This window comes from Streptomyces sp. NPDC002838 (assembly GCF_040295365.1).
Lineage (GTDB): Bacteria > Actinomycetota > Actinomycetes > Streptomycetales > Streptomycetaceae > Streptomyces.
In genome coordinates this window covers 18,621-44,724 of record NZ_JBEOVF010000049.1, presented here as the reverse complement: position 1 = coordinate 44,724, position 26,104 = coordinate 18,621, and the positions used below count along the sequence as shown (strand labels likewise).

General features: G+C 70.9%; 23 protein-coding genes, 1 tRNA gene and 1 pseudogene. 12 read left to right on the top strand and 13 right to left on the bottom strand.

Going from position 1 to position 26,104, the window contains the following annotated elements; all coding sequences use genetic code 11:
- The first annotated feature begins 181 nt into the window (after positions 1–181).
- Complete coding sequence (locus ABT063_RS40900; protein WP_351065965.1) at positions 182–3,409, top strand: S41 family peptidase; 3,228 nt, start codon at positions 182–184, stop codon at positions 3,407–3,409.
- 65 nt (positions 3,410–3,474) lie between these two features.
- Here the strand turns inward: ABT063_RS40900 and ABT063_RS40895 are convergent, their stop codons facing one another.
- From ABT063_RS40895 to ABT063_RS40885, 3 genes are all read right to left on the bottom strand, one after another.
- Complete coding sequence (locus tag ABT063_RS40895) at positions 3,475–3,729, bottom strand: hypothetical protein (protein ID WP_351065963.1); 255 nt, start codon at positions 3,727–3,729, stop codon at positions 3,475–3,477.
- 88 nt (positions 3,730–3,817) lie between these two features.
- Complete coding sequence (locus tag ABT063_RS40890; RefSeq protein ID WP_351065961.1) at positions 3,818–4,702, bottom strand: SDR family oxidoreductase; 885 nt, start codon at positions 4,700–4,702, stop codon at positions 3,818–3,820.
- Complete coding sequence (locus ABT063_RS40885; RefSeq protein ID WP_351065959.1) at positions 4,699–6,201, bottom strand: flavin-containing monooxygenase; 1,503 nt, start codon at positions 6,199–6,201, stop codon at positions 4,699–4,701. Before ABT063_RS40885 ends, ABT063_RS40890 begins: the two co-directional genes overlap by 4 nt.
- 128 nt (positions 6,202–6,329) lie before the next feature.
- Between ABT063_RS40885 and ABT063_RS40880 the strand changes: the two genes are divergently transcribed.
- Positions 6,330–6,974, top strand: a complete 645-nt coding sequence (locus ABT063_RS40880) for a MerR family transcriptional regulator (protein ID WP_351065958.1) — start codon at positions 6,330–6,332, stop codon at positions 6,972–6,974.
- Between the two features lie 467 nt (positions 6,975–7,441).
- Here the strand turns inward: ABT063_RS40880 and ABT063_RS40875 are convergent, their stop codons facing one another.
- A complete protein-coding gene (locus tag ABT063_RS40875; protein WP_351065956.1) occupies positions 7,442–8,245 on the bottom strand; it encodes an exodeoxyribonuclease III in 804 nt (267 codons plus the stop codon).
- 23 nt (positions 8,246–8,268) lie between these two features.
- On the opposite strand from ABT063_RS40875, the pseudogene ABT063_RS40870 reads away from it, so the two are divergent.
- Positions 8,269–8,592, top strand: a pseudogene (locus tag ABT063_RS40870) (FtsX-like permease family protein); the annotation flags it as partial.
- Between the two features lie 197 nt (positions 8,593–8,789).
- Here the strand turns inward: ABT063_RS40870 and ABT063_RS40865 are convergent.
- The 7 genes from ABT063_RS40865 to galU all read right to left on the bottom strand — a co-directional run bounded on the left by ABT063_RS40865 (position 8,790) and on the right by galU (position 14,423).
- A tRNA-Ala gene (locus ABT063_RS40865) sits at positions 8,790–8,863 on the bottom strand.
- 91 nt (positions 8,864–8,954) lie between these two features.
- Entirely contained in the window at positions 8,955–10,229 is a 1,275-nt protein-coding gene (gene sepX, locus ABT063_RS40860) for a divisome protein SepX/GlpR (protein WP_351065955.1), read from the bottom strand.
- Between the two features lie 173 nt (positions 10,230–10,402).
- Positions 10,403–11,071, bottom strand: coding sequence for a GNAT family N-acetyltransferase (locus tag ABT063_RS40855; RefSeq protein ID WP_351066020.1), 669 nt, complete (start codon positions 11,069–11,071; stop codon positions 10,403–10,405).
- The gene (locus tag ABT063_RS40850) at positions 11,068–11,574 is read right to left on the bottom strand and encodes a MogA/MoaB family molybdenum cofactor biosynthesis protein (protein ID WP_351065953.1); all 507 of its coding nucleotides are present in this window, start codon (positions 11,572–11,574) and stop codon (positions 11,068–11,070) included. The genes ABT063_RS40855 and ABT063_RS40850 overlap by 4 nt, the downstream gene beginning before the upstream one ends.
- Complete coding sequence (gene moaC, locus ABT063_RS40845) at positions 11,571–12,083, bottom strand: cyclic pyranopterin monophosphate synthase MoaC (protein WP_351065952.1); 513 nt, start codon at positions 12,081–12,083, stop codon at positions 11,571–11,573. The genes ABT063_RS40850 and moaC overlap by 4 nt, the downstream gene beginning before the upstream one ends.
- Positions 12,084–12,169: 86 nt before the next feature.
- The gene (gene glp / locus ABT063_RS40840; RefSeq protein WP_351065950.1) at positions 12,170–13,492 is read right to left on the bottom strand and encodes a molybdotransferase-like divisome protein Glp; all 1,323 of its coding nucleotides are present in this window, start codon (positions 13,490–13,492) and stop codon (positions 12,170–12,172) included.
- 4 nt (positions 13,493–13,496) lie between these two features.
- Positions 13,497–14,423 carry a UTP--glucose-1-phosphate uridylyltransferase GalU gene (gene galU, locus ABT063_RS40835; protein ID WP_351065948.1) on the bottom strand — a complete coding sequence of 309 codons (927 nt, stop codon included), beginning with the start codon at positions 14,421–14,423 and terminating at the stop codon, positions 13,497–13,499.
- Positions 14,424–14,515: 92 nt separating this feature from the next.
- Between galU and ABT063_RS40830 the strand changes: the two genes are divergently transcribed.
- Positions 14,516–15,139, top strand: coding sequence for a 5-formyltetrahydrofolate cyclo-ligase (locus ABT063_RS40830; RefSeq protein WP_351065946.1), 624 nt, complete (start codon positions 14,516–14,518; stop codon positions 15,137–15,139).
- Positions 15,140–15,155: 16 nt separating this feature from the next.
- Here ABT063_RS40830 and ABT063_RS40825 read toward each other — a convergent pair whose 3' ends face one another.
- Positions 15,156–17,948, bottom strand: coding sequence for a penicillin acylase family protein (locus ABT063_RS40825; RefSeq protein ID WP_351065945.1), 2,793 nt, complete (start codon positions 17,946–17,948; stop codon positions 15,156–15,158).
- 242 nt (positions 17,949–18,190) lie between these two features.
- Between ABT063_RS40825 and ABT063_RS40820 the strand changes: the two genes are divergently transcribed.
- From ABT063_RS40820 to mscL, 6 genes are all read left to right on the top strand, one after another.
- Positions 18,191–19,726 carry a potassium/proton antiporter gene (locus tag ABT063_RS40820; RefSeq protein WP_351065943.1) on the top strand — a complete coding sequence of 512 codons (1,536 nt, stop codon included), beginning with the start codon at positions 18,191–18,193 and terminating at the stop codon, positions 19,724–19,726.
- 274 nt (positions 19,727–20,000) lie between these two features.
- Positions 20,001–21,272 carry an MFS transporter gene (locus tag ABT063_RS40815; RefSeq protein WP_351065941.1) on the top strand — a complete coding sequence of 424 codons (1,272 nt, stop codon included), beginning with the start codon at positions 20,001–20,003 and terminating at the stop codon, positions 21,270–21,272.
- Positions 21,273–21,340: 68 nt separating this feature from the next.
- Complete coding sequence (locus ABT063_RS40810; RefSeq protein WP_351065939.1) at positions 21,341–21,688, top strand: FmdB family zinc ribbon protein; 348 nt, start codon at positions 21,341–21,343, stop codon at positions 21,686–21,688.
- 73 nt (positions 21,689–21,761) lie between these two features.
- On the top strand, positions 21,762–22,595 hold the full coding sequence (locus ABT063_RS40805) for an S-methyl-5'-thioadenosine phosphorylase (protein WP_351065937.1): 834 nt from the start codon (positions 21,762–21,764) through the stop codon (positions 22,593–22,595).
- A 132-nt stretch (positions 22,596–22,727) separates the two neighbouring features.
- The gene (locus ABT063_RS40800) at positions 22,728–23,294 is read left to right on the top strand and encodes a hypothetical protein (RefSeq protein WP_502990989.1); all 567 of its coding nucleotides are present in this window, start codon (positions 22,728–22,730) and stop codon (positions 23,292–23,294) included.
- A 96-nt stretch (positions 23,295–23,390) separates the two neighbouring features.
- Complete coding sequence (mscL, locus tag ABT063_RS40795) at positions 23,391–23,858, top strand: large conductance mechanosensitive channel protein MscL (RefSeq protein ID WP_351065934.1); 468 nt, start codon at positions 23,391–23,393, stop codon at positions 23,856–23,858.
- 19 nt (positions 23,859–23,877) lie between these two features.
- Here mscL and ABT063_RS40790 read toward each other — a convergent pair whose 3' ends face one another.
- Entirely contained in the window at positions 23,878–24,081 is a 204-nt protein-coding gene (locus tag ABT063_RS40790) for a hypothetical protein (RefSeq protein WP_351065933.1), read from the bottom strand.
- Between the two features lie 36 nt (positions 24,082–24,117).
- On the opposite strand from ABT063_RS40790, the gene ABT063_RS40785 reads away from it, so the two are divergent.
- Complete coding sequence (locus tag ABT063_RS40785) at positions 24,118–25,146, top strand: P1 family peptidase (RefSeq protein ID WP_351065931.1); 1,029 nt, start codon at positions 24,118–24,120, stop codon at positions 25,144–25,146.
- A gap of 8 nt (positions 25,147–25,154) precedes the next feature.
- Entirely contained in the window at positions 25,155–26,078 is a 924-nt protein-coding gene (locus ABT063_RS40780; protein ID WP_351065930.1) for a zinc ribbon domain-containing protein, read from the top strand.
- Positions 26,079–26,104: the final 26 nt, after the last annotated feature.

The window sequence follows — 26,104 nt, the reverse complement described above, 5'->3', positions numbered from 1 at the left end:
ACCTTCCCACTCCGAACGACACGGTTTCGTACGTGAAGCCACGTGAAAAATGTAGCGCATTCCCGAGCGAAACGAAACTGTTTCGTTCGTGTCCCCGGTCACGGCGGTTTCCGGCCGGTGGCCGGGGCGCCGGTTTTTCCCAAGTTGACCAGATCCGTCCCTCCAGCGAAGCATGGGGGAGGTGAGCTATCTGCGTGTGCCGCATCTGAACGGCGAACTGCTGTGCTTCGTGGCCGAGGACGACCTCTGGCTGGCCCCGCTCGACGGCCCGGGCCGCGCCTGGCGGCTCACCGTCGACCGCACCAAGACCGGCCACCCCCGTTTCTCGCCCGACGGCCGCCACCTCGCGTACACGAGCTGGCGCAGCCTGGCCCCGGAGATCCACCTGGTACCGGTGGACGGCGGACCGGGCCGGCAGCTCACCCACTGGGGTTCCCCGGACACCCAGGTCTGCGGCTGGACCCCGGACGGGCAGATCCTCGCCGTCGCCTCCCACGGCGAGCCCTTCTCCTACTTCACCTGGGCCTACAAGGTCCACCCCGACGGCGACCCCGGCCGCAAGCTCCCCTGGGGCCCGGTCTCCGACATCCAGGTCGCCGACGTCGACGGGCAGCACAAAAGCCTGCTGCTGACCGGCACCCCGCCGCACGAACCGGCCGCCTGGAAGCGCTACCGGGGCGGCGCCATGGGCCGCCTGTGGCTGCACGGGGAGCGGCTGCTGGCCGGCCTCCCGGGGCACCTGCACTCCCCGATGTTCGTCGGCGGCCGCATCGCCTTCCTCTCCGACCACGAGGGCGTCGGCAACCTCTACTCGTGCGCCTACGACGGCTCCGGCCTGCGCCGCCACACCGACCACGACGCCTTCTACGCCCGGCACGCCTCCAGTGACGGCACGCGGGTGGTGTACCAGTGCGCGGGCGACCTGTGGATCGTCGACGACCTCGCCGCGGACTCGGTCCCGCGCCGGCTCGACGTACGGCTCAGCGGGCCGCGCGCGGGCCGCCGTACGTACCAGGTCCCGGCGGCCCAGCACGTCGACGGCCTCTCGGTCGACGAGACGGGCCGCGCGAGCGCCGTCGCCGTACGCGGCAGCCTGTACTGGCTGACCCACCGCGACGGCCCCGCCCGCACCATCACCGACCCGCCCGGCGTACGGGTCCGGCTCCCGGAGATGCTCGGCTCGGGCGGCCAGGTCGCCTACGTCACGGACGCGGAGGGCGAGGACGCGATCGAGATCGCCTATCTGCCGCGGGCGACGGGCGCCCGTGCGCATCGGCGCCTGGCGTCGGGCGAGCTGGGGCGGGTGCTGGAGCTGGTCTCCGATCCGGAGGGTGAACGGCTGGCCATCGCCTCGCACGACGGACGGCTGCTGCTGATCGACGCTGCGGAGGACTCGGGCGGCGAGGTGACCGAGCTGATCCGGTCGATCAACGGTCCCGTGCGCGACCTCGCCTTCTCGCCGGACGGGGCCTGGCTGACGTGGTCGCATCCGGGGATCGGGAGGTCGCTCAGGCAGATCAAGATGGCGCGGACAAAGGACCGGTTGATCGTCGACGTGACGAACGGCCGCTTCGAGGACGAGAACCCGGTGTTCACCCGGGACGGCCGCTATCTGGCGTTCTTGTCGTGGCGCGGCTTCGACCCGGTGTACGACGTGCACACGGGGGATCTGTCCTTCCCGCTGGGATGCAGGCCCTATCTGGTGCCGTTGTCGTCGGCCACCCCCTCCCCCTTCGCGCTGAACCCCGAGGGCCGCCCGGCCGCCGGGGGGCTGGACCCGGTGGAGGAGGACGAGGGCGGCGACGGCACGGTGGCCGTCGAGGTGGAGGGCCTGGCCAGCCGGGTGACACCGTTCCCGGTCGCCGCCTCCAAGTACTCGGCGCTGTTCCCGGTCGCGGGCGGCGGGCTGGTCTGGCTGCGCTGGCCGATCTCCGGCGCGCTCGGCGAGACGTTCGTGAACCCGGACGACACCAGCGGCCGGCCGACCCTCGAGTACTTCAACATCAGCAAGGCGAAGAAGTCCGAACTCGTCGAGCACCTGGACTGGTTCTCGGTCAGCGGCGACGGTACGCGGCTGGTGGTCGTGGACGAGGGCGACCTGCGCGCGGTGCCGTCCAACGAACCGGGCGACCTCGACACGACGGTCTGGATCGACCTGCGCCGCATCCTGCACCGGGTCGACCCGGCCGCCGAGTGGCGCCAGTCGTACGAGGAGGCAGGGCGGCTGATCCGGGCGTACTTCTGGGAGCCGGGGATGTGCGGCATCGACTGGGACGCGGTGCTCGACCAGTACCGCCCGCTGGTCGAACGGGTCGCGTCCCCGGACGAGTTCGCGGACCTGCTGCGCGAGGTGCTCGGCGAGCTGGGCACCTCGCACGCGTACGTCGCCGCCGCCCGCCGCAACGAGGGCCCGTCGCACTACCAGCGCCGGCAGGGCCTGCTCGGCGCCAACTTCGTCCGCCGCGAGGAGGGTTGGGTGGTCCGGCGGATCCTGCCCGGCGAGTCCTCCGACTCCAAGGCCCGCTCACCGCTGGCCGGCACGGGCATCCGGGAGGGGGCGGTGCTCACCCATGTCGACGGCCGGCCGGTGGATCCGGTGGCGGGCCCGTATCCGCTGCTGGCGGGGGCGGGCGGTACGACGGTGGAGCTGACGTTCACACCGGCGGAGGGAGAGGGAGGAGCGCGCCGGGTGGCTGTCGTCCCGTTGGTCGACGAGCGTCCTCTGCGCTACCAGGACTGGGTGGCCAAACGCCGGGCCGTGGTACGGGAGTTGAGCGGCGGCCGGTGCGGCTATCTGCACATCCCCGACATGGGCGGCTCGGGCTGGGCGCAGTTCAACCGGGACCTGCGCATGGAGGTGTCCCGGCCCGCGCTGATCGTGGACGTGCGGGGCAACGCGGGCGGCCACATCAGCGAGTTGGTGGTGGAGAAGCTGACCCGCACGATCCTGGGCTGGGACCTGACCCGCGACGCCCAGCCGGTGTCGTACGCCTCGAGCGCGCCGCGCGGCCCGGTGGTCGCGCTGGCCGACGAGGCGACGTCCTCGGACGGCGACATGATCACGGCCGCCTTCAAGCTGCTGAAACTCGGCCCGGTGGTCGGTCAGCGGACCTGGGGCGGAGTGGTCGGCATGACCGGCCGCCACCAACTGGGCGACGGCACGGTGATCACGGTGCCGATGAACGCGGCCTGGTTCGACGCGTACGGCTGGTCCGTGGAGAACCACGGCGTCCTCCCCGACCTGGAGATCCTGCGCACCCCCCTGGACTGGGCGGAGGGCCGCCACGCACAGCTGGCCGACGCGGTGGAGCTGGCGCTGGACCTGTTGGAGACCAATCCCCCGGCGACGCCTCCGGATTACTCGCACGTGCCGGACAGGTCGAGGCCGAAGCTGCCGCCGCGTACGTGAGGTCCCGGGTACGTGAGAAAGGGTGCCCCTCGTGGAGGAGCACCCTTTCCGCTCAGGCCGGAACGTCAGGCGTCATAGTCCTGACTGAAACGGTCCTCTTCCTCACGACGGAGGCGCTCCGTCTCCTCGTCACGGTCGCGCATGGGCTCGCCCTGCCGGCCGCGCTCCTGGCCCTGCTTACCGCGCTCCTGGCCCTGCTTACCGCGCTCCTGGCCCTGCTTACCGCGCTGCTGAGCCTGCTCACGGGCCTGCTGCGCCTTCTGCTTGGCCTGCTGCTGCCACTGCTCGGACTTCTCCTGGAACTGGTCCTTCATACCCATGTGGGTTCACTCCCGTGGTGGGTGGGGAACTGGCCCCTCGGTGGGGCCTCGACCAGATTCACACGGCCGGACACAGTGCGCATTTCGATCAACTACGGTGCGTAGCACGGGCCTCCTCATCCGCCGCCCCACCTGCGCCGACGAGCCCCGTCCGCATGCCCTCCAACCGGGACGCGAACCGCCGCATCTCCCGCTGCCCCACCGTCCCGATGAGACCCGGCAGATACCCGCGCACCCCCTGCATCCCGCGCAGCCACCACTGCCCGTACACATGGCTCGACCGCCGCTCGATCCCGGCCACGATCCGGTCCACCGCGGGCCCCAGCGGATAGGTCTTGTTGGACGGCCACGGCAGCCGCTGCCGCAGCTCCCGCATCACCTCGTCCTGATCGGCCCCGCGCACCATGTCCGTGTCGGTCCACGACAGATACCCGACCCCGACCCGCACGCCCTTGTACCCGACCTCGGCCCGCAGACTGTGCGCGTACGCCTCCACGCCCGACTTGGACGCGCAGTACGCGGTCATCATCGGCGCCGGAGTGATCGCGGCGAGGGACGCGATCTGGAACAGGTACCCCCGGCTCTCCATCAGCACCGGCAAAAACGCCCGGGCCGTCACCGCCGACCCGATCAGGTTGACCTCGATCACCCGCCGCCAGGCCTCCGGATCGGAGTCGACGAACGGCCCGCCGGTCGCCACGCCCGCGTTGGCGACGACGATGTCGACCTTGCCGAACCGCTCCTTGACCTCCCGCGCGACCCGGGCCATCGCCTCGTGGTCGGTGACGTCGGCGTACCAGTGGTCGCTGTCGCCGTGCAGCCGCTCACAGACCCGCTTGAGCGCGTCCGGCTCCAGCCCGACCAACGCCACCGCCGCCCCGCGCGCCGACAGCTTGCGGGCCAGCAACTCCCCCACGCCCCGCGCCGCTCCGGTGACGACGGCGACCTGCCCTTCGAGACTCATCCTGCTCACGCGCCGACCTCCGAGACCTTCTGCCGTACGGGGAGCCGCAGGACGTCGTACTCCCCCAGATCCACCCGCCGCGTCGCCCGCCGGAACTCGGTCGTCGTCCCCGGCCAGATCGTGGTGTTGCGGCCGTTCGCGTCCAGGTACCAGCTGGTGCAGCCGCCGGTGTTCCACACCGTGCGCCGCATGCGCTCCTGCACCCGCCGGTTCCAGGCGCGCACGGCACCCGGGCGGGCGTCGAGCGCGACCCGGCCGCCGAGGACGCCGAGTTGCCGTACGAAGTCGGCCATGTAGTTCAGCTGGGACTCGATCATGAGGATCATCGAGGAGTTCCCGAGGCCGGTGTTGGGCCCGATGATGGTCAGCCAGTTGGGGAATCCGGACACCGAGGCTCCCCGCAGCGCCTCCATCCCGCCGCCCCGCGCCCAGGACTCGGCGAGCGTGCGCCCGTCCGCGCCGACCACCCGCTCGGCGATCGGCATGTCCGTGACGTGGAAGCCCGTACCGAACACGATCGCTTCGACCTCGGCCGTGCTGCCGTCGGCGGCGACCACGGTCGAACCGCGGACCTCGGTCAGCCCGCTCGCGACCACGTCGACATTCGGCCGGGCGAGCGCCGGGTAGTAGTCGCTGGACAGCAGGATCCGCTTGCAGCCGATGCGGTAGTCGGGGGTGAGTTCGGCGCGCAGGGCCGGGTCCTTGATGGAGCGGGCCATGTGACGCTTGGCCAACTGCTCGACCAGGCCGAGCTGGCCCGGGCGCTTGGTGAATGCCTGCACCTGCAACTCCCGGATGCCCCACAGCAGTCCGCGCCGGAGCTGGGCGGTGAAGGGCAGGGCCCGGTACAGGGCGCGCTCGGCGCCGCTGATGGGGCGGTCGACGCGGGGCATCACCCACGGCGGGGTGCGCTGGAAGAGGGTGAGCTTCTCCACGAGGGGCTGGATGGCGGGCACGATCTGGATCGCGGAGGCGCCCGTGCCGACCATCGCGACCCGCTTGCCGCGCAGTTCGTAGTCGTGGTCCCAGCAGGCGGAGTGGAAGACCTTGCCCGGGAAGGCGTCCAGCCCCGGGATGTCCGGGATCCTCGGGTCGGACAGCGGCCCGGTGGCGGAGACGACGACGTCCGCGGAGAGTGAGCCACTGGTCGTCTCGATGTCCCAGCACAGCCTCTCGCCGTCCCAAGTCATCATCTTCACTTCGGAGTCGAAGCGGATGTGCGGCCGGAGCCGGAACACGTCGGCCACGTGCTCCAGGTACGCGCGGATGTGCCGCTGCCCGGAGAAGGCGCGCGGCCACTCCGCATGGGGCGCGAAGGAGAACGAGTACAGATGGGACGGCACGTCACAGGCGCACCCCGGGTAACTGTTGTCCCGCCAGGTCCCGCCGACACCGTCCGCCCGCTCCAGGACGACGAAGTCGGTGACACCCTCGCGCCGCAGCCGTACGGCGGCCCCCAGCCCGCCGAACCCGGACCCGATCACCGCCACCCGCACATGCTCGGTCATCCCGTGACCTCCTTGCCCTGACGACTCCGCCAGTGAACACTGGCGCAATGGGAGGTTAGAGCAGCTCCATACCGATGGGTAGGGGACGGGCGGGGAAAGTTACCGAGGGTACGACATAGGGTGCGGGCGTGGCAGACAAGCGTGAATACCGCATGGAGGAGCTGGCCAGGGAGGCCGGGATCACGGTCCGCACCCTGCGCTTCTACCGCGAGCGCAAGCTGATCCAGGCACCGCGCCGCGAGGGCCGTATCGCCTGGTACGACGACAGCCACCTGGCCCGCCTGCGCACCATCTCCGCACTGCTGGAACGCGGCCACACACTGAACGGCATCGCCGAACTGGCGGAAGCCTTCGAGCACGGCCGCGATGTCGGTGAACTTCTCGGCGTCGGCACCCCCACCGAGGAGGAGCCGGTCCGCCTCACCCCCGAGGAGCTCGCCGCCCGCTTCGAGGGCGAGGTCACCCCGGAGAACCTCGCCGTCGCCCTGGACCTCGGCTACCTCGCCACCGACGGCGACGAGATCGTCCACATCAGCCGCCGCCTCCTCGACGTCTCCTCGGCCCTGGTCCGCGAGGGCATCCCGCTGGCGGAGGTCCTGGCGGCGGGCAAACGCGTCCGCGAACACGCCGACGCGCTGGCCGACCTGTTCGCCGACCTGATCCTGCGCCACGGCCCCGAGGAGGACCTCCAGCGGCTACGGCCCCTGGCTCAGAGCGTGGTGGAGGCGGAACTGTCGCTGGCGCTGGACCGGCGGTTGCGGAAGCAGTCATAGCAACTGTCCGCTATTCCATGAAAGTTCACCCTATCAAGGCACTTTCAAGGCAATGGCAGACGGAATTGAGTTCGGACAGCCGTCACAACCCGCTGCGACTCCGACCGAACACCCGCGAGCTCTTGGAGCTGTGCGACTCAGCAACCTGACCGAAGTGACCACCTCACCCGGCGGGCAGCGCGCCTGCATCCAGCTGTGCACCGAGCACCCGCCGGCATGCGGTCCGACTGGCTCGAAGAGTACGTTCTCCGTCAGTACCGCCGCATGACGGACACGGACGACGCGTCCCGCGAGCATCTCCTGCGCCACGGCGTCCGCGTGACCGTCGGGAAAGGCCGCTCAGGCGGGGGCCCGCCCGATATGCCGGACCAGACGCCTCCCGCTCGGGCAGCGGGCAGACACGCGACAGAACAGCTGACGGCTGGTCGGCGGCCCGTGAGGTGTGCGCACCCCACACGGGCCGCGTGTCACATGTCGAAGACGACCGTCACGGGAGCGTGGTCCGACCATCGCTCGTCATGGCTGGCGGCCCGCTCCACAAACCCCTTGACCGCTCTCCGTGCAAGCCCAGGAGTGGCGACGGCGAGATCGATCCTCCAACCTGAGTCGTTGTCGAAGGCCCGCCCCCGGTACGACCACCAGGTGTACGGCCCCTCCACCTCCGGATGCAGCCCGCGTACGACATCGACGTAACCGCCCTCCGCCGCGTCGAACACCCGCCCCATCCACTCCCGCTCCTCCGGAAGGAAACCGGAGTTCTTCTGGTTGCCGCGCCAGTTCTTCAGGTCGGCCTGCTGGTGGGCGATGTTCCAGTCGCCGCAGACGAGGACCTCACGGCCGTCGGCGGCGGAGCGCTCGCGCAGGGCCTTGAGATGGGCGAGGAACTCGCCCATGAAGCGGACCTTCTCGTCCTGCCGCTCGGTGCCGACCTCACCGGAGGGCAGGTAGAGGGAGGCGACCGTGACGCCGGGCAGGTCGGCCTCGACGTAGCGGCCGCTCGTGTCGAACTCCGACGAGCCGAAGCCGACCCGGACGCGGTCGGGCTCGCGGCGGGTGTAGAGGGAGACGCCGGCGCGGCCCTTGGCGGCGGCGGGGGCGTGCGTGACGTGCCAGCCGTCGGGCGCGCGGACGTGCTCGGGCAGCTGCTGCGGCTCGGCGCGCACCTCCTGGAGGCAGAGCACATCGGCGGAGGTGTCGGCGAGCCATTCCACGAAGCCCTTCTTCGCGGCGGCGCGCAACCCGTTCACGTTTACGGAGGTCACAGTGAGCACCCCGGCACGATACCGGGACCCAGGCCCTCTTCTGCCCGGACGCCCAGGCGGCCCGGCTGGCGCCGGCGAGCACACAGCTGGTCGTGGACGCGGACGCGGCGGCGGTACGGCGGACAGCCCCGGGCCTGACGGTCCTCACCGGCGACGCACGGCGGCTCGCGGACGCCGACCCGGACCGGGACCGGGAGGCGGTGACCGCGCTGAACGCGCTGTTCGGGACGGCCGGCGGGGTCGCCGGATTCGTTTCCGTCTTAGTGGTCGCGTCCACCTTCGCCTTCGCGGTGGCCCAGCGGCGCCGGGAGTTCGGCCTGCTGCGCACCACGGGCGCCACCCCGGCCCTGGTGCGCCCCCTGACCCGGCTGATCACCTGTCTCCCGGCCCGGCTGCCCGCCGCCGTCGCGGCCCCCGTCCTGGTCACGGTCGCCCTCACCGGCTCCCTGCTCGGCGCCACCGCCACCTGAACGCCGCGGGCGCCTGACACGGAGTCAGCCCCACGACACGTCAGAGCCCCGGTCGGGAATCCCGACCGGGGCTCTGAGCTGCGTGGACCTGTGGGGATTTGAACCCCAGACCCCCTCGATGCGAACGAGGTGCGCTACCGGACTGCGCCACAGGCCCTTGCAACGAGTGAAACTCTAGCATCCCCGTCCGGGTGCTTGGAAATCCGTTCCCGGCTGGTCAGGGACGGGGGTCACTGGGGTGCCAGGGGTCACTCGTTGGCGGCCCGCGGCCGGTCCCCGTCCTCGTACTGGTCGAACAGTGGTGTGCGACCGCGTTCGCGGGCGCGGCGGGCGGAGGCGGCGCGACGGGCGTCACTGCGTCCGTCCGCCGCCGGTTTGTCCTCCGCGCCGGACGGCGGCTCCTGCACTCCCCCGTCCCGGGCGGTGTGCCGCCCCTCCTGCTCGGGCGCCACGGCGCTGGAGCGGGCCGAGCTCCACGCGTCCGGCGCCCCCAGATCCACGTCGGCGGTGGCGCGGGGGGCGACCGGCGCCGTCACGTACGTCGGCAGGGGCACCGGCACCGGGTCCCAGCTGTCGCCGTGGCCCGGCCGCTGCTGCCGCTCGCGCTGCTGGTCGACCCACTCCGCGTGGTCGGTCTGCTCGACGAGCGCACGGCGGTCCGCGGCGAGCGCGGACAGGCCGGGGTCCGTCTCCGGCTCGGGTCCCTCGTCCGGTTCGTCGGTGTCCGCGCCCGCGTCGACGGAGGCGCGCCGACGCGGCTGGCGGGCGCGCTCGCGCAGTCGCTGCGCGGCGGCCTCGGCGCGGCGCCGGTCCATCTGGTAGGCGAAGCGCCGGCGTTCCTGGGAGCGCAGGTAGGCGATGTAGGCGCTGAGCAGCACGGCGGGCACGCCGGGCGCCCACAGGAACGCGAGCCCGCCGACCGCGGCGACGATCGCGCCGCAGGTGAAGGCGAGGAAGAGCATGACCGTGGTGCGCCGGCGGCGCGCGAGCGCCTTTGTACGCCGGGCACGCGCCGCGGCCGCCTCCGCCGCTGCCGTGCGCCGGGCGGGCGACATGCGCTTCCGCTCCGGTGCGGCACCGGACTCGCCCGGGTTGCCCGAGTCGAGGGGGCGTGCGGCCGCCTCTTCCCGCTCACGCGGGGATTCCCGTGGTTCCCGCGATTCCCGTACCGGCTCACGGACCGGCTCGCGGGCCTGTTCCGACCGCACGGAAGCCTGCGGTTGCACCGCCGCCTGCACCTCCGGACGTGTCGGAGGCATGGCGAAGGCCCGGACGTCCACCGAATCGGTGACCGCGCCCGGGTCGTCGGCGCTGGGCTCCTCCTCGTCGGTGGAGCGCGCCCGCAGGTCCTTGGCGTATCGGCGCTCCATCCCCGCCCTTCCGGACAGCAGCCGGATGGCGGTGCTGAAGCGTTCCGTCGGACGGGCCTCGTTCAGCTCGTCCTGCCTACGGAGCCACATCGGCACCAAGTAGGCGGCCCAGGCCCCGACAATGACTGCGTAGATGAGGCCGCTGCTGCTCACGCCTCACACGGTAGAGGTGTTTGCGTGAGGCCATCCGCCAATTGAGCCGGTGTGTCGCACGATCTGGCTGATATTTCGAGCTTTTTTTGTGACCGATGCGATCAGCAGCGCGACCGATGTCGCGAATTCAATGCCCCGAGATGGTCATCGGGCGATCAATTTCGAACGTTTATTCAATTCCTCGGCGGAGTGTTGCCGGGCGCCGAGGGCGCGCCCGGGGACGGCGTGTTCTGGGAACGTGACCGGTGCCAACGTCTCAGCAGCCCGTCCGGGACCTCTTCCGCAGTGAGCGCGAAGACGAGGTGGTCGCGCCAGGCTCCGTCGATGTGGAGATAGCGCGGCCTGAGCCCCTCCTGACGGAATCCGAGTTTCTCCACGACCCGGCGGCTGGGCATGTTCTCGGGGCGAATGCAGACCTCGATGCGGTGCAGACCCACGGTCCGGAAGCAGTGATCCACCGCGAGCGCCACGGCCGTCGGCATCACGCCCCGTCCGGCCACCGCCTCGTCCACCCAGTAACCGACGTGGCCCGAGCACATCGAGCCCCAGGTGATTCCGGCGACCGTCACCTGCCCCACCAGCCGCCCCTGGTACTCGATGACGAACGGCAGCATCCGGCCCGCGTTCGCCTCGGACCGCAGATGCCTGACCATCTGGCGGTAGGTCGGCCGGTGCGCGATCGGCCCGCTGGGCGTGGGCGGCGGAATGGTCGCCTCCCAGGGCCGCAGCCAGTCCCGGTTGCGCCGGTTGACCTCGCGCCAGGCCCGCTGGTCGCGCATCTTTATCGGCCGGAGGACGACATCGCCGTCCGCCAGTACGACGGGCCAGGATGGGCTGTTCAGCTCGCACCCCCACTGCTGCCGTCGGGTCTGGGGTGGTCACCGCCGCGGAGCTGGTCCACGGCGTGCACCAACAGGGGCTCCAGGACGGCCAGTCCGTCCTTCACTCCGCCGCTGGAGCCCGGCAGATTGACGATCAGCGTCCGCCCCGCCACTCCGGCCAGGCCCCGGGAGAGCGCCGCGGTCGGCACCTTCTGCCGTCCGAACGCCCGGATGGCCTCGGCGATGCCCGGCACCTCGTGGTCGATCACCCGGCGGGTCGCCTCGGGCGTGCGGTCGGTGGGTGAGATGCCGGTGCCGCCGGTGGTGACCACGACGTCGTATCCCGCGTCGACGGCGGCGCGCAGGGCGGCCTCCACGGGGTCTCCGTCGGGGACGACCTGCGGTCCTTCGACGGTGAATCCCATGCTTGTGAGGCCCTTGGCGATGAGCGGGCCGCCCTTGTCCTGGTAGACGCCGGCGGCGGCCCGGTTGGAGGCCGTGACCACAAGAGCGCGATACGTCATGCCCGGCTCCAGTCGCCCGACTTGCCGCCCGTCTTCTCCTCGACCCGTACGTCCGTGATGACCGCTCCCTTGTCGACCGCCTTGACCATGTCGATCACGGTGAGCGCGGCGACGGAGACCGCGGTGAGGGCCTCCATCTCGACGCCCGTGCGGTCCGTCGTCTTCACCGTGGCCCGGATCTCCACGGCGTCGTCCGCGACCCGCAGGTCCAGTTTCACACCCGACACCGACAACGGGTGGCACAGCGGGATCAGGTCCGGGGTGCGTTTGGCGCCCATGATGCCCGCGATCCGCGCGGTGGCCAGGGCATCGCCCTTGGGCACCCCTTCGCCGCGCAGAAGCTCGACCACACGGGGCGAGACCAGGACGCGGCCGCTGGCGCGGGCGGTGCGCGCGGTCACGTCCTTGCCGGACACGTCGACCATGCGGGCGGCACCCGCGTCGTCGATGTGCGTCAGTCGGTCCTGGGGAAGGGGTCCGGGGGTCTCCCCCCGGGAAGGCTCAGTCATGCTGTGTGGCGCTCCCGGTCCGGGCCCGTCCGCGGTGCGGCGCGCGGGCCTGTTGTGCGCGACACGGTACCGCCAACCAGGAGTACTCAGCCGAGCAGGACCACCTCGACCTCGGCGTCGGGCTCGACGGACACGACGTCCTCGGGGACGACGATCAGCGCGTCGGCGTGCGCGAGGGCGGCGACCAGGTGGGAGCCGGCGCCACCGACCGGGGTGACCGTGCCGTCGGCGTACGTCGCGCGCAGGAACTGTCTGCGGCCCTTCGGCGAGGTCAGCGCCTTGTCGGCGGTCAGGGTCGCGGTCGTCCGCGGGCGATGGACGTCCTGAAGGCCCATGAGGGTGCGGATCGCCGGCCGGACGAACAGCTCGAAGGAGACGTACGACGACACGGGGTTGCCCGGCAGTGCGAGCAGCGGTGTGTGGTCGGGGCCGATGGAGCCGAAGCCCTGGGGCTTGCCGGGCTGCATGGCGAGCTTGCGGAACTCGATGCCGCTGCCGGCCTCGTCCTCGTCCCCGACGTAGGACAGCGCCTCCTTGACGACGTCGTAGGCGCCGACGCTCACGCCGCCCGTGGTGACCATGAGGTCGGCGCGGACGAGCTGGTCCTCGATGGTGGACCTCAGGGTCTCGGCGTCGTCGGCGACGGCGCCCACCTTGTAGGCGATGGCGCCGGCGTCGCGGGCGGCCGCGGTGAGGGCGAAGCTGTTGGAGTCGTAGATCTGGCCGCTGCCGAGTTCCTCGCCGGGCTGGACGAGTTCGCTGCCGGTGGACATGACGACCACGCGTGGGCGCGGGCGCACGCGTACCGTGCCGCGGCCGATCGCGGCGAGCAGGGCGATCTGCGGCGGGCCGAGGACCGTACCGGCTTCGAGGGCGCGGTCGCCGGACTTGACGTCGCTGCCCTTCGCGCGCACGTGCGCGCGTGCCTCGGCCGGCCGGTACACGTGCACATGGCCCTCGGCGCCCTCGGGGGCGAGGGCGCGGGCGCGCATTCCGGACACGGGGCCCTCGCCGAGGCCGCCGTCGGTCCACTCGACGGGGACGACGGTCTCGGCGCCGGGCGGCAGCGGGGCGCCGGTCATGATGCGGGCGGCCTGGCCGGGGCCCACGTGGAGCAGGCCGGCCTGGCCCGCCGCGACGTCCCCGACGACGTCCAGGACGGCCGGGAACTCCTCGCTCGCACCCGCGACATCCGCGACCCGCACCGCGTACCCGTCCATGGAGCTGTTGTCGAACGGCGGCAGGGACACCGGCACCGTGACGTCCTCGACCAGGACACAGCCCTGGGCGTCGAGCAGTTGCAGCTCGATGGGTTCGAGGGGGCGGACGGTCGCGAGGATGTCCTCCAGGTGCTCGTCCACCGTCCACAGCTGGTCCTGGCCTGTGGCGCGGGGCGCGGCGCTGCTCAAATCGCTACATCTCCTCGGCTACGTAACTGCGAAGCCAGGTCCGGAAGTCCGGGCCCAGGTCTTCACGTTCGCACGCGAGTCTGACAATGGCACGCAGGTAGTCGCCGCGGTCGCCGGTGTCATAGCGGCGGCCCTTGAAGACGACGCCGTGCACCGGACCGCCGACCTTCCCCGCGGCGGTAGCCGCTGATGTATGCGTGGCCGCGAGCTGCTGGAGGGCGTCGGTGAGCTGGATCTCGCCGCCGCGACCGGGCTCGGTCTTGCGCAGTATGTCGAAGATGTGCGGGTCGAGGACGTAGCGGCCGATGACCGCGTAGTTCGAGGGGGCGTCCGCCGGGTCGGGCTTCTCGACCAGGCCGCTCACCTTGACGACGTCGCTGTCCTCGGTCTCGTCGACGGCCGCACAGCCGTAGAGGTGGATCTGCTCCGGGGCGACCTCCATGAGCGCGATGACGCTGCCGCCGCGCTGCTCCTGGACCTCGACCATCCGCTTGAGCAGCGGGTCGCGCGGGTCGATCAGGTCGTCGCCGAGGAGGACGGCGAAGGGCTCGTCGCCGACGTGCGGGGCGGCGCACAGCACGGCGTGGCCGAGGCCCTTGGGGTCGCCCTGGCGGACGTAGTGCATGGTCGCCAGGTCGCTGGACTCCTGCACCTTCGCGAGCCGGCTGGCGTCGCCCTTCTTCTGCAGGGCGGATTCCAGCTCGTAGTTGCGGTCGAAGTGGTCCTCCAGGGGGCGCTTGTTGCGGCCCGTGATCATGAGGACGTCGTCGAGACCGGCGGACACGGCCTCCTCGACCACGTACTGGATAGCCGGCTTGTCGACGACCGGCAGCATCTCCTTGGGAGTGGCCTTGGTGGCCGGCAGGAACCGGGTGCCTAGGCCTGCTGCGGGAATGACAGCCTTGCTGATCCGAGGGTGCGACTGAGTCATGCCGGCAACCTTATCCGGTGCGTTTGCAGGGAATCTGTCGCTCCGGTTAATTGGCTCTCATATGAGCGTATTGGAAGGGTACGGGACAACCTTTGAGTCACTTCGGACGTCTGGCCGAGCCTGACAAGCGAACGTTGCGGCGCGAGCTCCTCGCGGTGAGGAGCAGGTTGACGGCCGATGACGTGCGGGAAGCCGCCACCGCGCTGGCCGATCGTGCGCTGGAGCTGCCCGAGGTGGCAGGGGCGCGCACGGTGGCGGCGTACGTCTCGGTGGGCACCGAACCCGGCACACTGACGCTGCTGGACGCACTGCGCGAGCGGGGCGCGCGCGTCCTGCTCCCGGCGCTCCTGCCGGACAACGACCTGGACTGGGCCGCCTACACCGGCGAGGGCTCCCTCGCGCGCGTCCAACACCGCGGAAAGATGGCCCTCTTCGAGCCCGTCGGCGAGCGCCTGGGCCGGGACGCCGTGACCACTGTCGACGTCGTGCTGCTGCCCGGCCTCGCGGTCGACGCGCGCGGCATGCGCCTGGGCCGCGGCGGGGGCTCGTACGACCGCGTGCTCACTCGTCTGGAGCAATCGCGCGCGCATCCCGCGCTGGTGATGCTGCTGTACGACTCCGAGGTCGTCGAACGCCTGCCGACCGAGGCGCACGACCGGCCGGTGCACGCGGTGGTGACACCGTCGGCCGTACGCCGTTTCCGTCACGGCTCCTGAACCGTCCCGCGGCGGCTCACGGCTTCAGCACCAGCGTGTCGCTCGTGCCGTCCTCCACCGCCTGGTCGGAGAAGGACCAGTCCAGCAGCTCGCCCTTGGCCCATTTGCTCGTCTGGTCGACGTAGTGGGCGCTGTAGGCGTGCCCGGAGGCGCCGGTGAGATTGATCCACTTCGACTTGTCGAGGTCGCCGAGGTTGACCACCATCCGCATGGACGGCACCCAGACGACGTCGTAGCCGCCGGCGGCGTTCCAGCCGGTGGCGTTGACCGTCGCCTCGCCGCCGCTGAGCTTCCACGGGCCGCGGTTGAGCATGTGCTGGAGGAACCCGGGACCGGAGGTGCCCAGGGTCTGGTTCTCCAGGAACAGGCGGTGCAGCCGGCCCCAGCTCCAGGTGTCGATGTCCTTGCCGAGCTTGGCGGTCAGCTCCCAGCGGGCGTCGATCATGGCACGCTCGAACAGTTTGTCGCGATTGTGGTCGGCGCCGGGGCGGTTGCGTGAGCTGGGCGTCGTCCACCAGTCGCTGTTCTCGTCGTTCATCAGGTTGCGCACCACCTCGAACCAGCGGTCGCCGCCGTCGGGCTGCGCCTGGTCGGGGTCGCGCTGGCCGCACTCGAGCACCTTGCCGGCCTCGTCCACGGGCCCGGTGGTGTTGACCGGGTCGACCCACAGGCACTGGTCCTTGACCCGCAGCTCCTTGGGCAGCTTGTTGCCGAAGGCCAGCTTGAGGATGTTGCGCCAGACCGCGTTGAAGTAGGCGGCCGCCGCCGAGTCGGCGTCCTGGGTGTAGTCCCAGCCCTCGAGGAGCTCCTGCGCCTCACGGACGTCGGGGTCGGGGAGGTCGATCTTCAGCAGCTTGGGCACGAGCAGCTTGGCGATCTCGCTGCTGTTGTCCGTCTGCATCTGGCGCATGTCGTCGGTGGAGATCTTGCCGCCGTCCTTGATCTTCTGCTCGATCAGGTCGGAGATCCGCTGGCTGCGGGTGCCGTAGCCCCAGTCCGTGGTGAGGGTGTAGTCGGGGTTGTACTTGTCGGGGGCGATCACGGCCTGGTTGGCGGTGACGATGTAGCCGCGATCCGGGTTGTACTCGTAGGGCAGCGCGTCCTGCGGGATGTACTTGCCCCACTCGTACTTGGAGTCCCAGCCCGGGACCGGGACGGAGCCGTCGTCGCCCTTCGCGCGCGTGGGGATCTTTCCGGGCAGCGTGTAGCCGATGTTGTCCTTGGTGTCGGCGTAGACCAGGTTCTGCGAGGGCACGTCGAACAGGGCCGCGGCCTCGCGGAAGTCGTTCCAGTCGGCCGCCTTGTCCATCGCGAAGACGGCGTCCATGGTGGTGCCCGCATCCAGCGCGGTCCAGCGCAGCGCGATGCCGTAGCCGTCACCGCGGTCGGGGGCCGCGGCGTCGACGGTGGCCTTCTTGCCGACCTTCACGAGCTCGTCGTCGCGGTCGGACAGCAGGGGCATCTCGTCCTGGGTCTCCCGGACGACGATCTTCTTGGACGCGCCGCCGGCGACCTTGATGGTCTCTTCGCGCCGCTTGAAGGCCTTGACCTTGCCGTCGTACAGGTAGCCGTCGCCGGAGAGCTTCTCCAGGTAGAGGTCGGTGACGTCGGCGCCGGAGTTGGTCATGCCCCAGGCGATGTTCTGGTTGTGGCCGATGACCACGCCGGGCATGCCCGCGAAGGTGTACCCGCTGACGTCGTACTGGCACTTGCTGGAGACGGTGCGGCAGTGCAGGCCCATCTGGTACCAGACGGACGGCAGCGAGGGCGACAGGTGCGGGTCGTTGGCCAGCAGCGGCTTGCCGGTGATGGTGTACTTCCCGCTCACGACCCAGGAGTTCGAGCCGATGCCGTTGCCGTTCACGCCGACGGCCGTGGGGAGGTCGTCCAGGATGCCCTGGAGGCCCGTGAGCTGGCTCTGGAGGGCCGATCCGGCCGACGTCGAGGCCGATTGCGTACCCGTGCCCGTCCCGCTCGCGGAGGAACCGCCGGTGGACGAGCCACTCGTGGACGAGCCGCCGCTCCCCTCGAACGTCCCGGTGAGCTCGTCGTACTGGCCCTGCTGGACGATCGTCCGGTTCCGGCCGTAGGGGTACTCCGGGTACAGGTCGGCGATCTGCTTGGGGCCGAGGCGGCTGGTCATCAGGGCGCGGTCGATCTCGTCCTGCATGTTGCCGCGCAGGTCCCAGGCCATCGCCTTCAGCCACGAGACCGAGTCGACCGGGGTCCACTCCTCGGGCTTGTAGTCGTTGCTGAAGCCCAGGGCCGCGTACTCGAGGGAGATCTCCTCGCCGTCCTTGCCCTGGAGGTAGGCGTTGACCCCCTTGGCGTACGCCTGGAGGTACTTCTTCGTGGAGGCCGACAGCTTGGTGTCGTACTCCTCCTTCGCGACCCGGTCCCAGCCCAGTGTGCGCAGGAACTCGTCGTTGTCGACCTGGCTCTTGCCGAACATCTCCGACAGGCGCCCGGAGGTCATGTGGCGGCGCACGTCCATCTCGTAGAACCGGTCCTGCGCCTGGACGTAGCCCTGCGCCATGAACAGGTCCTCGTCGGAGGAGGCGTAGATCTGCGGGATGCCGTAGCCGTCGCGCTTGACGTCGACGGGGCCCGACAGGCCTTCCAGCGTGAGTGAGCCCTTGGTCTGCGGGAAGGAGGCCCGGACGGTGCTGACGGACCAGTACCCCCCGTAGGCGACGCCTCCGATGAGGGCCAGCACCAGGACCAGGAGGAGCAAACGGGCTTTGCGCCCCTTCTTCCTGCCGGACTTGCCGGGCTTCTGACCCGAAGAGGCGGTGGTGTTGGGGGGCATCGCTGTCCTTGCTGTCCTAACGCGAGCGGCAGGCGGGGCTGTGCTTTTGACTGAGCGCTGGAGCAACCATAGGCGCAGGGCCTGTGCCCACTTGACGCGGAGTGGGGAACCAGCACGGACGGACGTTCGATCATGCCTGGGGAAGCGTCAAGAAATCGTCAAGAGTTAGGTAAGGTAACGAAGTAGTTGGGTGCGGAGCGCCGCCACTTCGTGTCCCATGTACGTGAGCCCACGCGCACGCGATGCGCGTCGGCCAGGGAAGGAAACGGCCGCTGACTGTCCACGACCTCAACCAGCTCCTGCTCGTCTGCTCGCTCGTCCTGCTCGTCGCCGTGGCAGCGGTCCGGATCTCCTCGCGCAGCGGGCTCCCCAGCCTGCTCGTCTACCTGGGGATCGGCATCGCCATGGGCCAGGACGGCATCGGCGACATCCACTTCGACAACGCCGAACTGACCCAGGTCATCGGATACGCGGCCCTGGTCGTGATCCTGGCCGAGGGCGGTCTGGGCACGAAGTGGAAGGAGATCAAGCCCGCCCTGCCGGCCGCCACGGCGCTGGCGCTGGTCGGGGTCGCGGTGAGCGTCGGGGTGACGGCGACGGCCGCGCACCACCTGATCGGGCTGGAGTGGCGCCAGGCGCTCATCGTCGGGGCGATCGTCTCCTCGACGGACGCGGCGGCGGTCTTCTCCGTCCTGCGCAAGATCCCCCTCCCCGCGCGCGTGACGGGCACGCTGGAGGCCGAGTCCGGATTCAACGACGCCCCCGTGGTCATCCTGGTGGTCTCCTTCTCCATGGCCGGCCCGATCGAGCACTGGTACGCGCTGATCGGCGAAATCGCCCTGGAGCTGGCCATCGGCGCCGCCATCGGCATCGCGGTGGGCTTGCTGGGCTCCTGGGGGCTGAGGCACGTCGCGCTGCCCGCCTCCGGCCTCTACCCGATCGCCGTCATGGCCATCGCCGTCACCGCCTACGCGGCGGGCGCGCTGGCGCACGGCAGCGGCTTCCTCGCCGTCTATCTCGCCTCGATGGTGATGGGCAACGCCAAGCTGCCGCACTGGCCCGCCACCCGCGGGTTCGCCGACGGAGTCGGCTGGATCGCCCAGATCGGCATGTTCGTCCTGCTCGGCCTGCTGGTCACCCCGCACGAGCTGGGCGACGACATCGTGCCCGCCCTCGTCATCGGGATGGTGCTGACGATGGTGGCGCGCCCGCTGAGCGTCGTGCTGTGCCTGACGCCGTTCCGGGTGCCGTGGCAGGAGCAGACGCTGATGTCCTGGGCGGGACTGCGCGGCGCCGTGCCCATCATCCTGGCGACCATCCCGATGGTGGAGGGCGTCGAGGCCAGCCGCCGGATCTTCAACATCGTCTTCGTGCTGGTCGTCGTCTACACCCTGGTCCAGGGGCCGACCCTGCCGTGGCTCGCCCGCAAGCTGCGCCTGGGCGACGGTACGGAGGCCGCCGACCTCGGCATCGAGTCGGCGCCCCTGGAGCGGCTGCGCGGGCATCTGCTGTCCGTGGCGATCCCCGAGGGCTCGAAGATGCACGGCGTCGAGATCAACGAGCTGCGGCTGCCGGCCGGGGCCGCCGTCACCCTGGTCGTACGCGAGGGCCAGTCGTTCGTTCCACTGCCGACGACGGTGCTGCGACGCGGGGACGAACTGCTCGTGGTCGCCACGGATCCCGTACGGGACGCGGCGGAGCGACGGCTGCGCGCGGTGGGACACGGCGGCAAGCTGGCCGGGTGGCTGGGGACGAACGGCGGCGACGCGGGTCGTTAAGAGCGCGTTTTGTACGGTTCACACTCCCGGCAATCGCAGGCTCACGGGCCTGCGGTGCTCCTTTTCACAGGCGCATCGGGCGATGATCCCTGTATGGTGAAGGCGCATTCCGATCGAACCAACTCTGCCTGACGCAGTGCTGGCGCGACCGTATGGCGGCCGGGACGCCCCCACGAGTGGGCGCCGGTATCTACCGCAGTCCGCGCAAGAGGACAGCTCTCGGCGCCCGAGCCCCACAGGGGACGCGCTACCAGGCGGCAGAAAGGCACGGGCCGTGGCATCCACGGTCACCTCCCGCCCCGGATACGGGCAGCTGCTGCGCACCCGCGGCGCCTGGACGTTCCTGCTCCCCGGCTTCGCGGCACGTCAGCCGTTCGCGATGCTCACCGTCTCCATCGTGCTGCTCGTGCAGCACACCACCGGCTCGTACGGCGCGGCGGGCGCCGCCGCGGCCGTCACCGGAGTTTCCATGGCGCTGTTCGCGCCCTACAGCGGGCGGCTCGCCGACCGTTACGGGCAGCGGACCGTGCTGATTCCGGGCGTGCTCGTGCACACGCTGTCCGGTCTGGCTCTGACGGCGCTCGCACTGGCGGACGCACCCATGTGGGCCCTGCTCGCGGCGGCCGTCCCCACGGGGGCCTCGATACCGCAGATCGGGCCCATGGTGCGCGCCCGTTGGGCCGCCGAACTCCAGGACTCGCCCCTGCTGCCCACCGCGGCGGCCTTCGAGTCCGTCACGGACGAGCTGACCTTCGTGGTCGGCCCACTGCTGGCCACCGCCCTGTGCACGGCGGTGGACCCGGCCGCGGGGCTGGTCACGGAGGCGTCGCTGACGCTGCTGGGCGGCCTGCTGTTCGCCGCGCAGAAGAGCACCCAGCCCTCGGTCACCGGCGGGACGGGCGGGGGGCACGCGCGCGTGGAGCGCGCTTCGGCTCTTCGCGTCCCTGGGGTGCGGGTCCTGATCGTGGCCTTCCTCGGCATCGGCGCCGTCTTCGGCGGCATGCAGGTCTCGCTGGCCGCGTTCACCGAGTCGATCGGCGAGCCCGGCCTGAACGGCGTCCTGTACGGCACCTTCGCCGCGGGCAACATGCTCTCCGGCCTGGTCTGCGGAGCCATCGTCTGGAAGGCGGCCCCGCAGCAGCGCCTGGTCGTCGGATACGCCGCCCTCGCGCTGACCGCCTCCGGCCTGTGGGCCGCCCACTCGGTACTCGCCCTGGCCGGCCTCGGCCTGCTCGTCGGCATGTGCATCGCGCCCACCCTGGTCACCGGCTACACCCTGGTCGAGAGCCTGGTCCCGGCCGGCGCCCGCACCGAGGCCTTCACGTGGCTGACCGGCGCGGTCGCGCTGGGCCAGGCGGCCGCCGTCACGGTCGCCGGGCAGCTGGAGGACCGCTTCCGGGACGGCGCCGGATTCCTGGTGCCGATGGGCGGCACGCTGCTCGCCCTGGGGACGCTGCTGGCGCTGCGCTCACGGCTCGCGGCACGGCCCCGCGGTCGCACCGTGGCACGTGGCGTCGGTCACCGCATGCCGGTGACAGTGGACTGATCCTCAGGAATACGTCACACTGGACCGTCGTTTAGCACTCATTGAGTGAGAGTGCCAGGAGGAAGACAGTGCCCACCTACCAGTACCAGTGCACCGAGTGCGGCGAGGGCCTCGAGGCGGTGCAGAAGTTCACCGACGACGCCCTCACGGAGTGCCCCAGCTGCTCCGGCCGCCTGAAGAAGGTGTTCTCCGCGGTCGGCATTGTCTTCAAGGGCTCCGGCTTCTACCGCAACGACAGCCGCGGCTCCTCGTCGAGCAGCGCGCCGTCGTCGTCCGGGAAGTCGTCGACGTCCTCGTCATCTTCTTCGTCCTCTGAGTCGTCTTCTTCGTCTTCGTCTTCTTCGTCGTCCTCCTCGTCGTCGGACTCGAAGTCGTCGAGTACGGGCACCTCCTCCAGCAGCAGCTCCGCCGCGTAGGCGGCACCTCGGCGGCTCCTGTGTTTCCGGGCCCGAGGTCCGGGTGAAGACGGCTCCGGATACTGTGCTGGGCATGGTGAACGCAGAGATCGGCGTAATCGGCGGCTCCGGCTTCTACTCGTTCCTCGAGGACGTGACCGAGATCCAGGTGGAGACCCCCTACGGGCCTCCCAGCGACTCCCTCTTCCTCGGCGAGGTCGCCGGCCGACGGGTCGCCTTCCTGCCCCGGCACGGACGCGGCCACCATCTGCCGCCGCACCGGATCAACTACCGGGCCAATCTGTGGGCGCTGCGCTCGGTCGGCGTGCGCCAGGTGCTCGGTCCGTGCGCGGTGGGCGGTCTGCGCCCCGAGTACGGGCCGGGCACGCTGCTCGTTCCGGACCAACTGGTCGACCGTACGAAGTCCAGGGCGGGGACGTACTTCGACGGGCTGCCGCTGCCGGACGGCACAGTGCCGAACGTGGTGCACGTGTCCCTGGCCGACCCCTACTGCCCGGCCGGCCGGGCGGCCGCGCTGAAGGCGGCCCGCGGGCGGGACTGGGAGCCGGTGGACGGCGGCACGCTGGTCGTGGTCGAGGGGCCGCGCTTCTCCACCCGTGCCGAATCGTTGTGGCACCAGGCGCAGGGCTGGTCCGTGGTCGGCATGACCGGGCACCCCGAGGCGGCGCTGGCCCGTGAACTGGAGCTCTGCTACACCTCGATGACCCTGGTCACCGACCTCGACGCCGGTGCCGAGACCGGCGAGGGCGTCTCCCACGACGAGGTCCTGCGGGTGTTCGCGGCGAACGTGGACCGGCTGCGGGGCGTGCTGTTCGACGCGGTGGCGGCCCTGCCGTCGACCGGGGAACGGGACTGCCTGTGCACGAACGCGCTCGGCGGGATGGATCCGGGGTTCGCGCTGCCGTAGCTCGCGGAACTTCCCGTTCGGGTGAGGGAGTTGTCCACAACCGGTCAGTAGCCCACCGGCCTCAGCGGGAATCGGCGCGAAGCCTCATCGTGGCAGTCGCAAGCCGATCCCTCGTCGCAGGTGGTGGTCCACGTGTCCTTCGCTCCCTCTCCGTCCCCCTGTCCCTCTTCCTCTCCTTCTCGCTCTCCTCTTCCTCCGCGCCCGCTCGGCACGGACGCTCCCCCGACGTGCGAGGTGCCGCAGTTCGCTCCCGTGCGGGTACGCGGCGGGCGATACCAGTCGCAACGGCTCGTACGGCACCGGAGGCGGGCCCTGGCGGCCGGTCTCGCCGTCACCGCGGCCGCGCTCGTGGCGGCGGGGCCGCAGGACGGGGAACGGACGCGCGGCCACCCCGTGGCCGACCCCGTACGGGAACGCCCTGCCGTCCAGCTCGTGACGGCGCCGGTGCGGATCGCCGACGGCGCCACGGTCCGGCTGCTGCGGCCCGGCGACCGGGTCGACGTCATCGCCGCCGAGGAGACGGCGACGGGCGGTGACGCCCGCGTGGTCGCGCGCGGGGCCCGGGTGACGAAAGTGCCGGAGCCGCTGGACGGCGCGACGGAGGGCGGGGCGCTGGTCGTGCTCTCGGTGCCGCGCGCCACTGCGGCGCACCTCGCCGGCGCGAGCGCGACGGCACGGCTGGCGGTGACGCTGTGCTGAGCCCGGTGCCACCCCAGTGGGCAGGGTCGCCTCGCCCTGCCGTAGGTTGCGGAGCTGTTTGTTCCACACCCTGTGCGTGCGAGGAGAGTCCCCGAGGTGAGCGCGAAGAAGCCGAGCGTCTGGGAGGGCTTCAAGGCCTTCCTGATGCGCGGGAACGTCGTCGATCTGGCAGTCGCGGTGGTCATCGGCGCCGCCTTCACCAACATCGTGAACTCGGTGGTGAAGGGGATCATCAACCCGGTCGTCGGAGCGATCGGCACCAAGAACCTCGACAGTTACAGCTCGTGCATCAAGGGTCCCTGCACCGGTACGGGCGACAGCGCTACCGGTGTCCAGATCATGTGGGGCTCCGTCCTCGGCGCCGCCCTCACCTTCGTGATCACTGCGGCCGTCGTCTACTTCCTGATGGTCCTGCCCATGTCGAAGTACCTGGCCCGGCAGGAGGCCCGCAGGAAGGCGAAGGAGGGCGCGCAGGAGGTCATGGAGGTGACCGAACTGGAGGTGCTCAAGGAGATCCGCGACGCGCTGGTCGCGCAGCGGGGCTCGGGCCACAACGAGCGGTAGCGGCAGCGGCCCGCCCGACTCATAGGTGGTGGGGCGGCTTCTCGTCGAGGAAGCGCTTCAGATCGGCCGCGCTGTCGGCGCCGGCGCCGGGACGATCGCCCCACCCGCGGTCCGTGTCGTCCGAGGACTGCTGGTCCAGCGGGTCGTCGAAGATCAGCGCGGCCTTCGGCTCGCGCGGCTCGTTCGGCTCAGGGCTGGGCGTGGGGCCGGGGGCGGTGGTCATGGGTCCAGGGTACGGCCGCGGTATCAGACTGGTCTTATGACAGTTGACGCTCTGACGGATGTGTCCGGTGTGCGGGTGGGGCACGCGAGGCGTACCGGCGACGGTTGGCTCACCGGTACCACGGTCGTGCTGGCCCCGGAGGGTGGCGCCGTCGCCGCCGTGGATGTGCGTGGCGGCGGTCCTGGTACCAAGGAGACCGACGCCCTCGATCCACGCAACCTGGTGCAGAAGGTCGAGGCGATCGTGCTGACCGGTGGCAGCGCGTACGGGCTCGACGCGGCGTCCGGGGTGATGGCCTGGCTGGAAGAACAGGGGCGCGGGGTGCGCGTGGGGGTGGATCCGGCGCACGTCGTGCCGGTGGTGCCGGCCGCCTGTGTCTTCGATCTCGGACGGGGCGGCGACTTCCGGGCCAGACCGGACGCGGCCACCGGCCGGGCCGCGGTCGAGGCGGCCGCCGCGAGCGAACCCGGTGCGCTGGTGTGGGAAGGGTGCGTCGGCGCGGGTACGGGCGCGGTGGTCGGGCAGTTGAAGGGCGGGGTCGGCAGCGCGAGCACCGTCCTCGACTCGGGGATCACGGTGGCCGCGCTGGTGGTGGCCAACGCGGCGGGAGCGGTACGGGATCCGGAAACAGGCGTCCTGTACGGGGAGTTGTTCCAGGGGCGCGTGGAATACCCGCAGGCGCAGGTCCACGAAGCCGCGCGTCGGCGCCTTGCCGAGATCGCGGAGAAGAGCGGGCCTCCCCCGCTGAACACCACGCTCGCGGTGGTCGCCACTGACGCGGACCTGTCGAAGGCGCAGGCACAGAAGATGGCCGGCACGGCGCACGACGGCATCGCGCGTGCCGTACGGCCGGTGCATCTCCTCCACGACGGCGACACGGTGTTCGCGCTGGCGACAGGGGCACGCCCGCTCGACGCCGGCAACCCGCTCGCACTGAACGAGATCCTCGCGGCCGGCGCGGACCTGGTGACGCGCGCGATCGTACGGGCCGTGCACGCCGCCGAGTCGGTGGAGGGGCCCGGTGGGGTGTGGCCGTCGTACGGGGAGTTGTACGGGGGCCGGTGAGAGTGGGGATGACGCGGTGGGCCAGTGCAGCGCTGTACAGCTCGTACCGAGAAGTTCACTCATTCCGGCGAGGATTCCCGGGGTTCAAGTCGGGAGGGAGTCGCCTCCTGCGACTACGAAGCGGAACGCAACCGGGCTGCCACGCACGCCTTCGCCTTCGCCTTCGCCTTCGCCTTCGCCTTCGCCAAGGATCTGAGGAACCGCAATGGTCTGCAGAAGGAGGTGTACGCGGATCTGAAGGCGTCCTTCGGGCTGTCTGCGCAGCCAGTGGTGCGGTCGGTGAAGAAGGTCGTCGACGCCTACACGACCCTCAAGGCCAACCTGCGGGCCGGGAATCTGGGCCCGCCCACCTCCCGGCGGTACCGCAAGGCGGTCAGTACCCCGATCGTCTTCCGGCCGGAGGCGGCCCAGCCGTTCGACGACCGCTGCCTGTCGTGGCAGCACGACGCGCGCACCGTCTCCGTCTGGACCGTGGAGGGGCGGATGAAGGGGATCCGCTACACCGGCTCACCCGACCAGCTCAAGGCCCTCCAGCAGTACCGCAAGGTCGAGAGCGATCTGGTGTGCCGGGGCGGGAAATGGTTCCAGGCCAGCAAACGCGCCGAACTGCAGAAAAAAAGCACCTCGCCTACAAGGCTCGCCAGGCGGGGGTGCCCTTCCTGGAGGTGGATGCGGCCTACACCTCGCAGCGCTGTCCGCGCTGCGGGCACACCGAGCGGGCCAACAGGACCACTCGGGACCAGTTCCGCTGTCGTCGGTGCGGCCTCGCTGGGCCCGCCGACCACGTCGCCGGGGTCACCGTGCGCGAGCGCGCACGCTCGGCGTGGGCATTCGTCACATGCCCGTCCCGCCACCGGCCCAGCCGGACGGTGGGAGATGCGACCCGTGACCGTCCTGTCGTAGGAGGCAGTCGGGAGCGCGACAAGGTGTGAACGACCGAGAACACACGCCCGGCGTT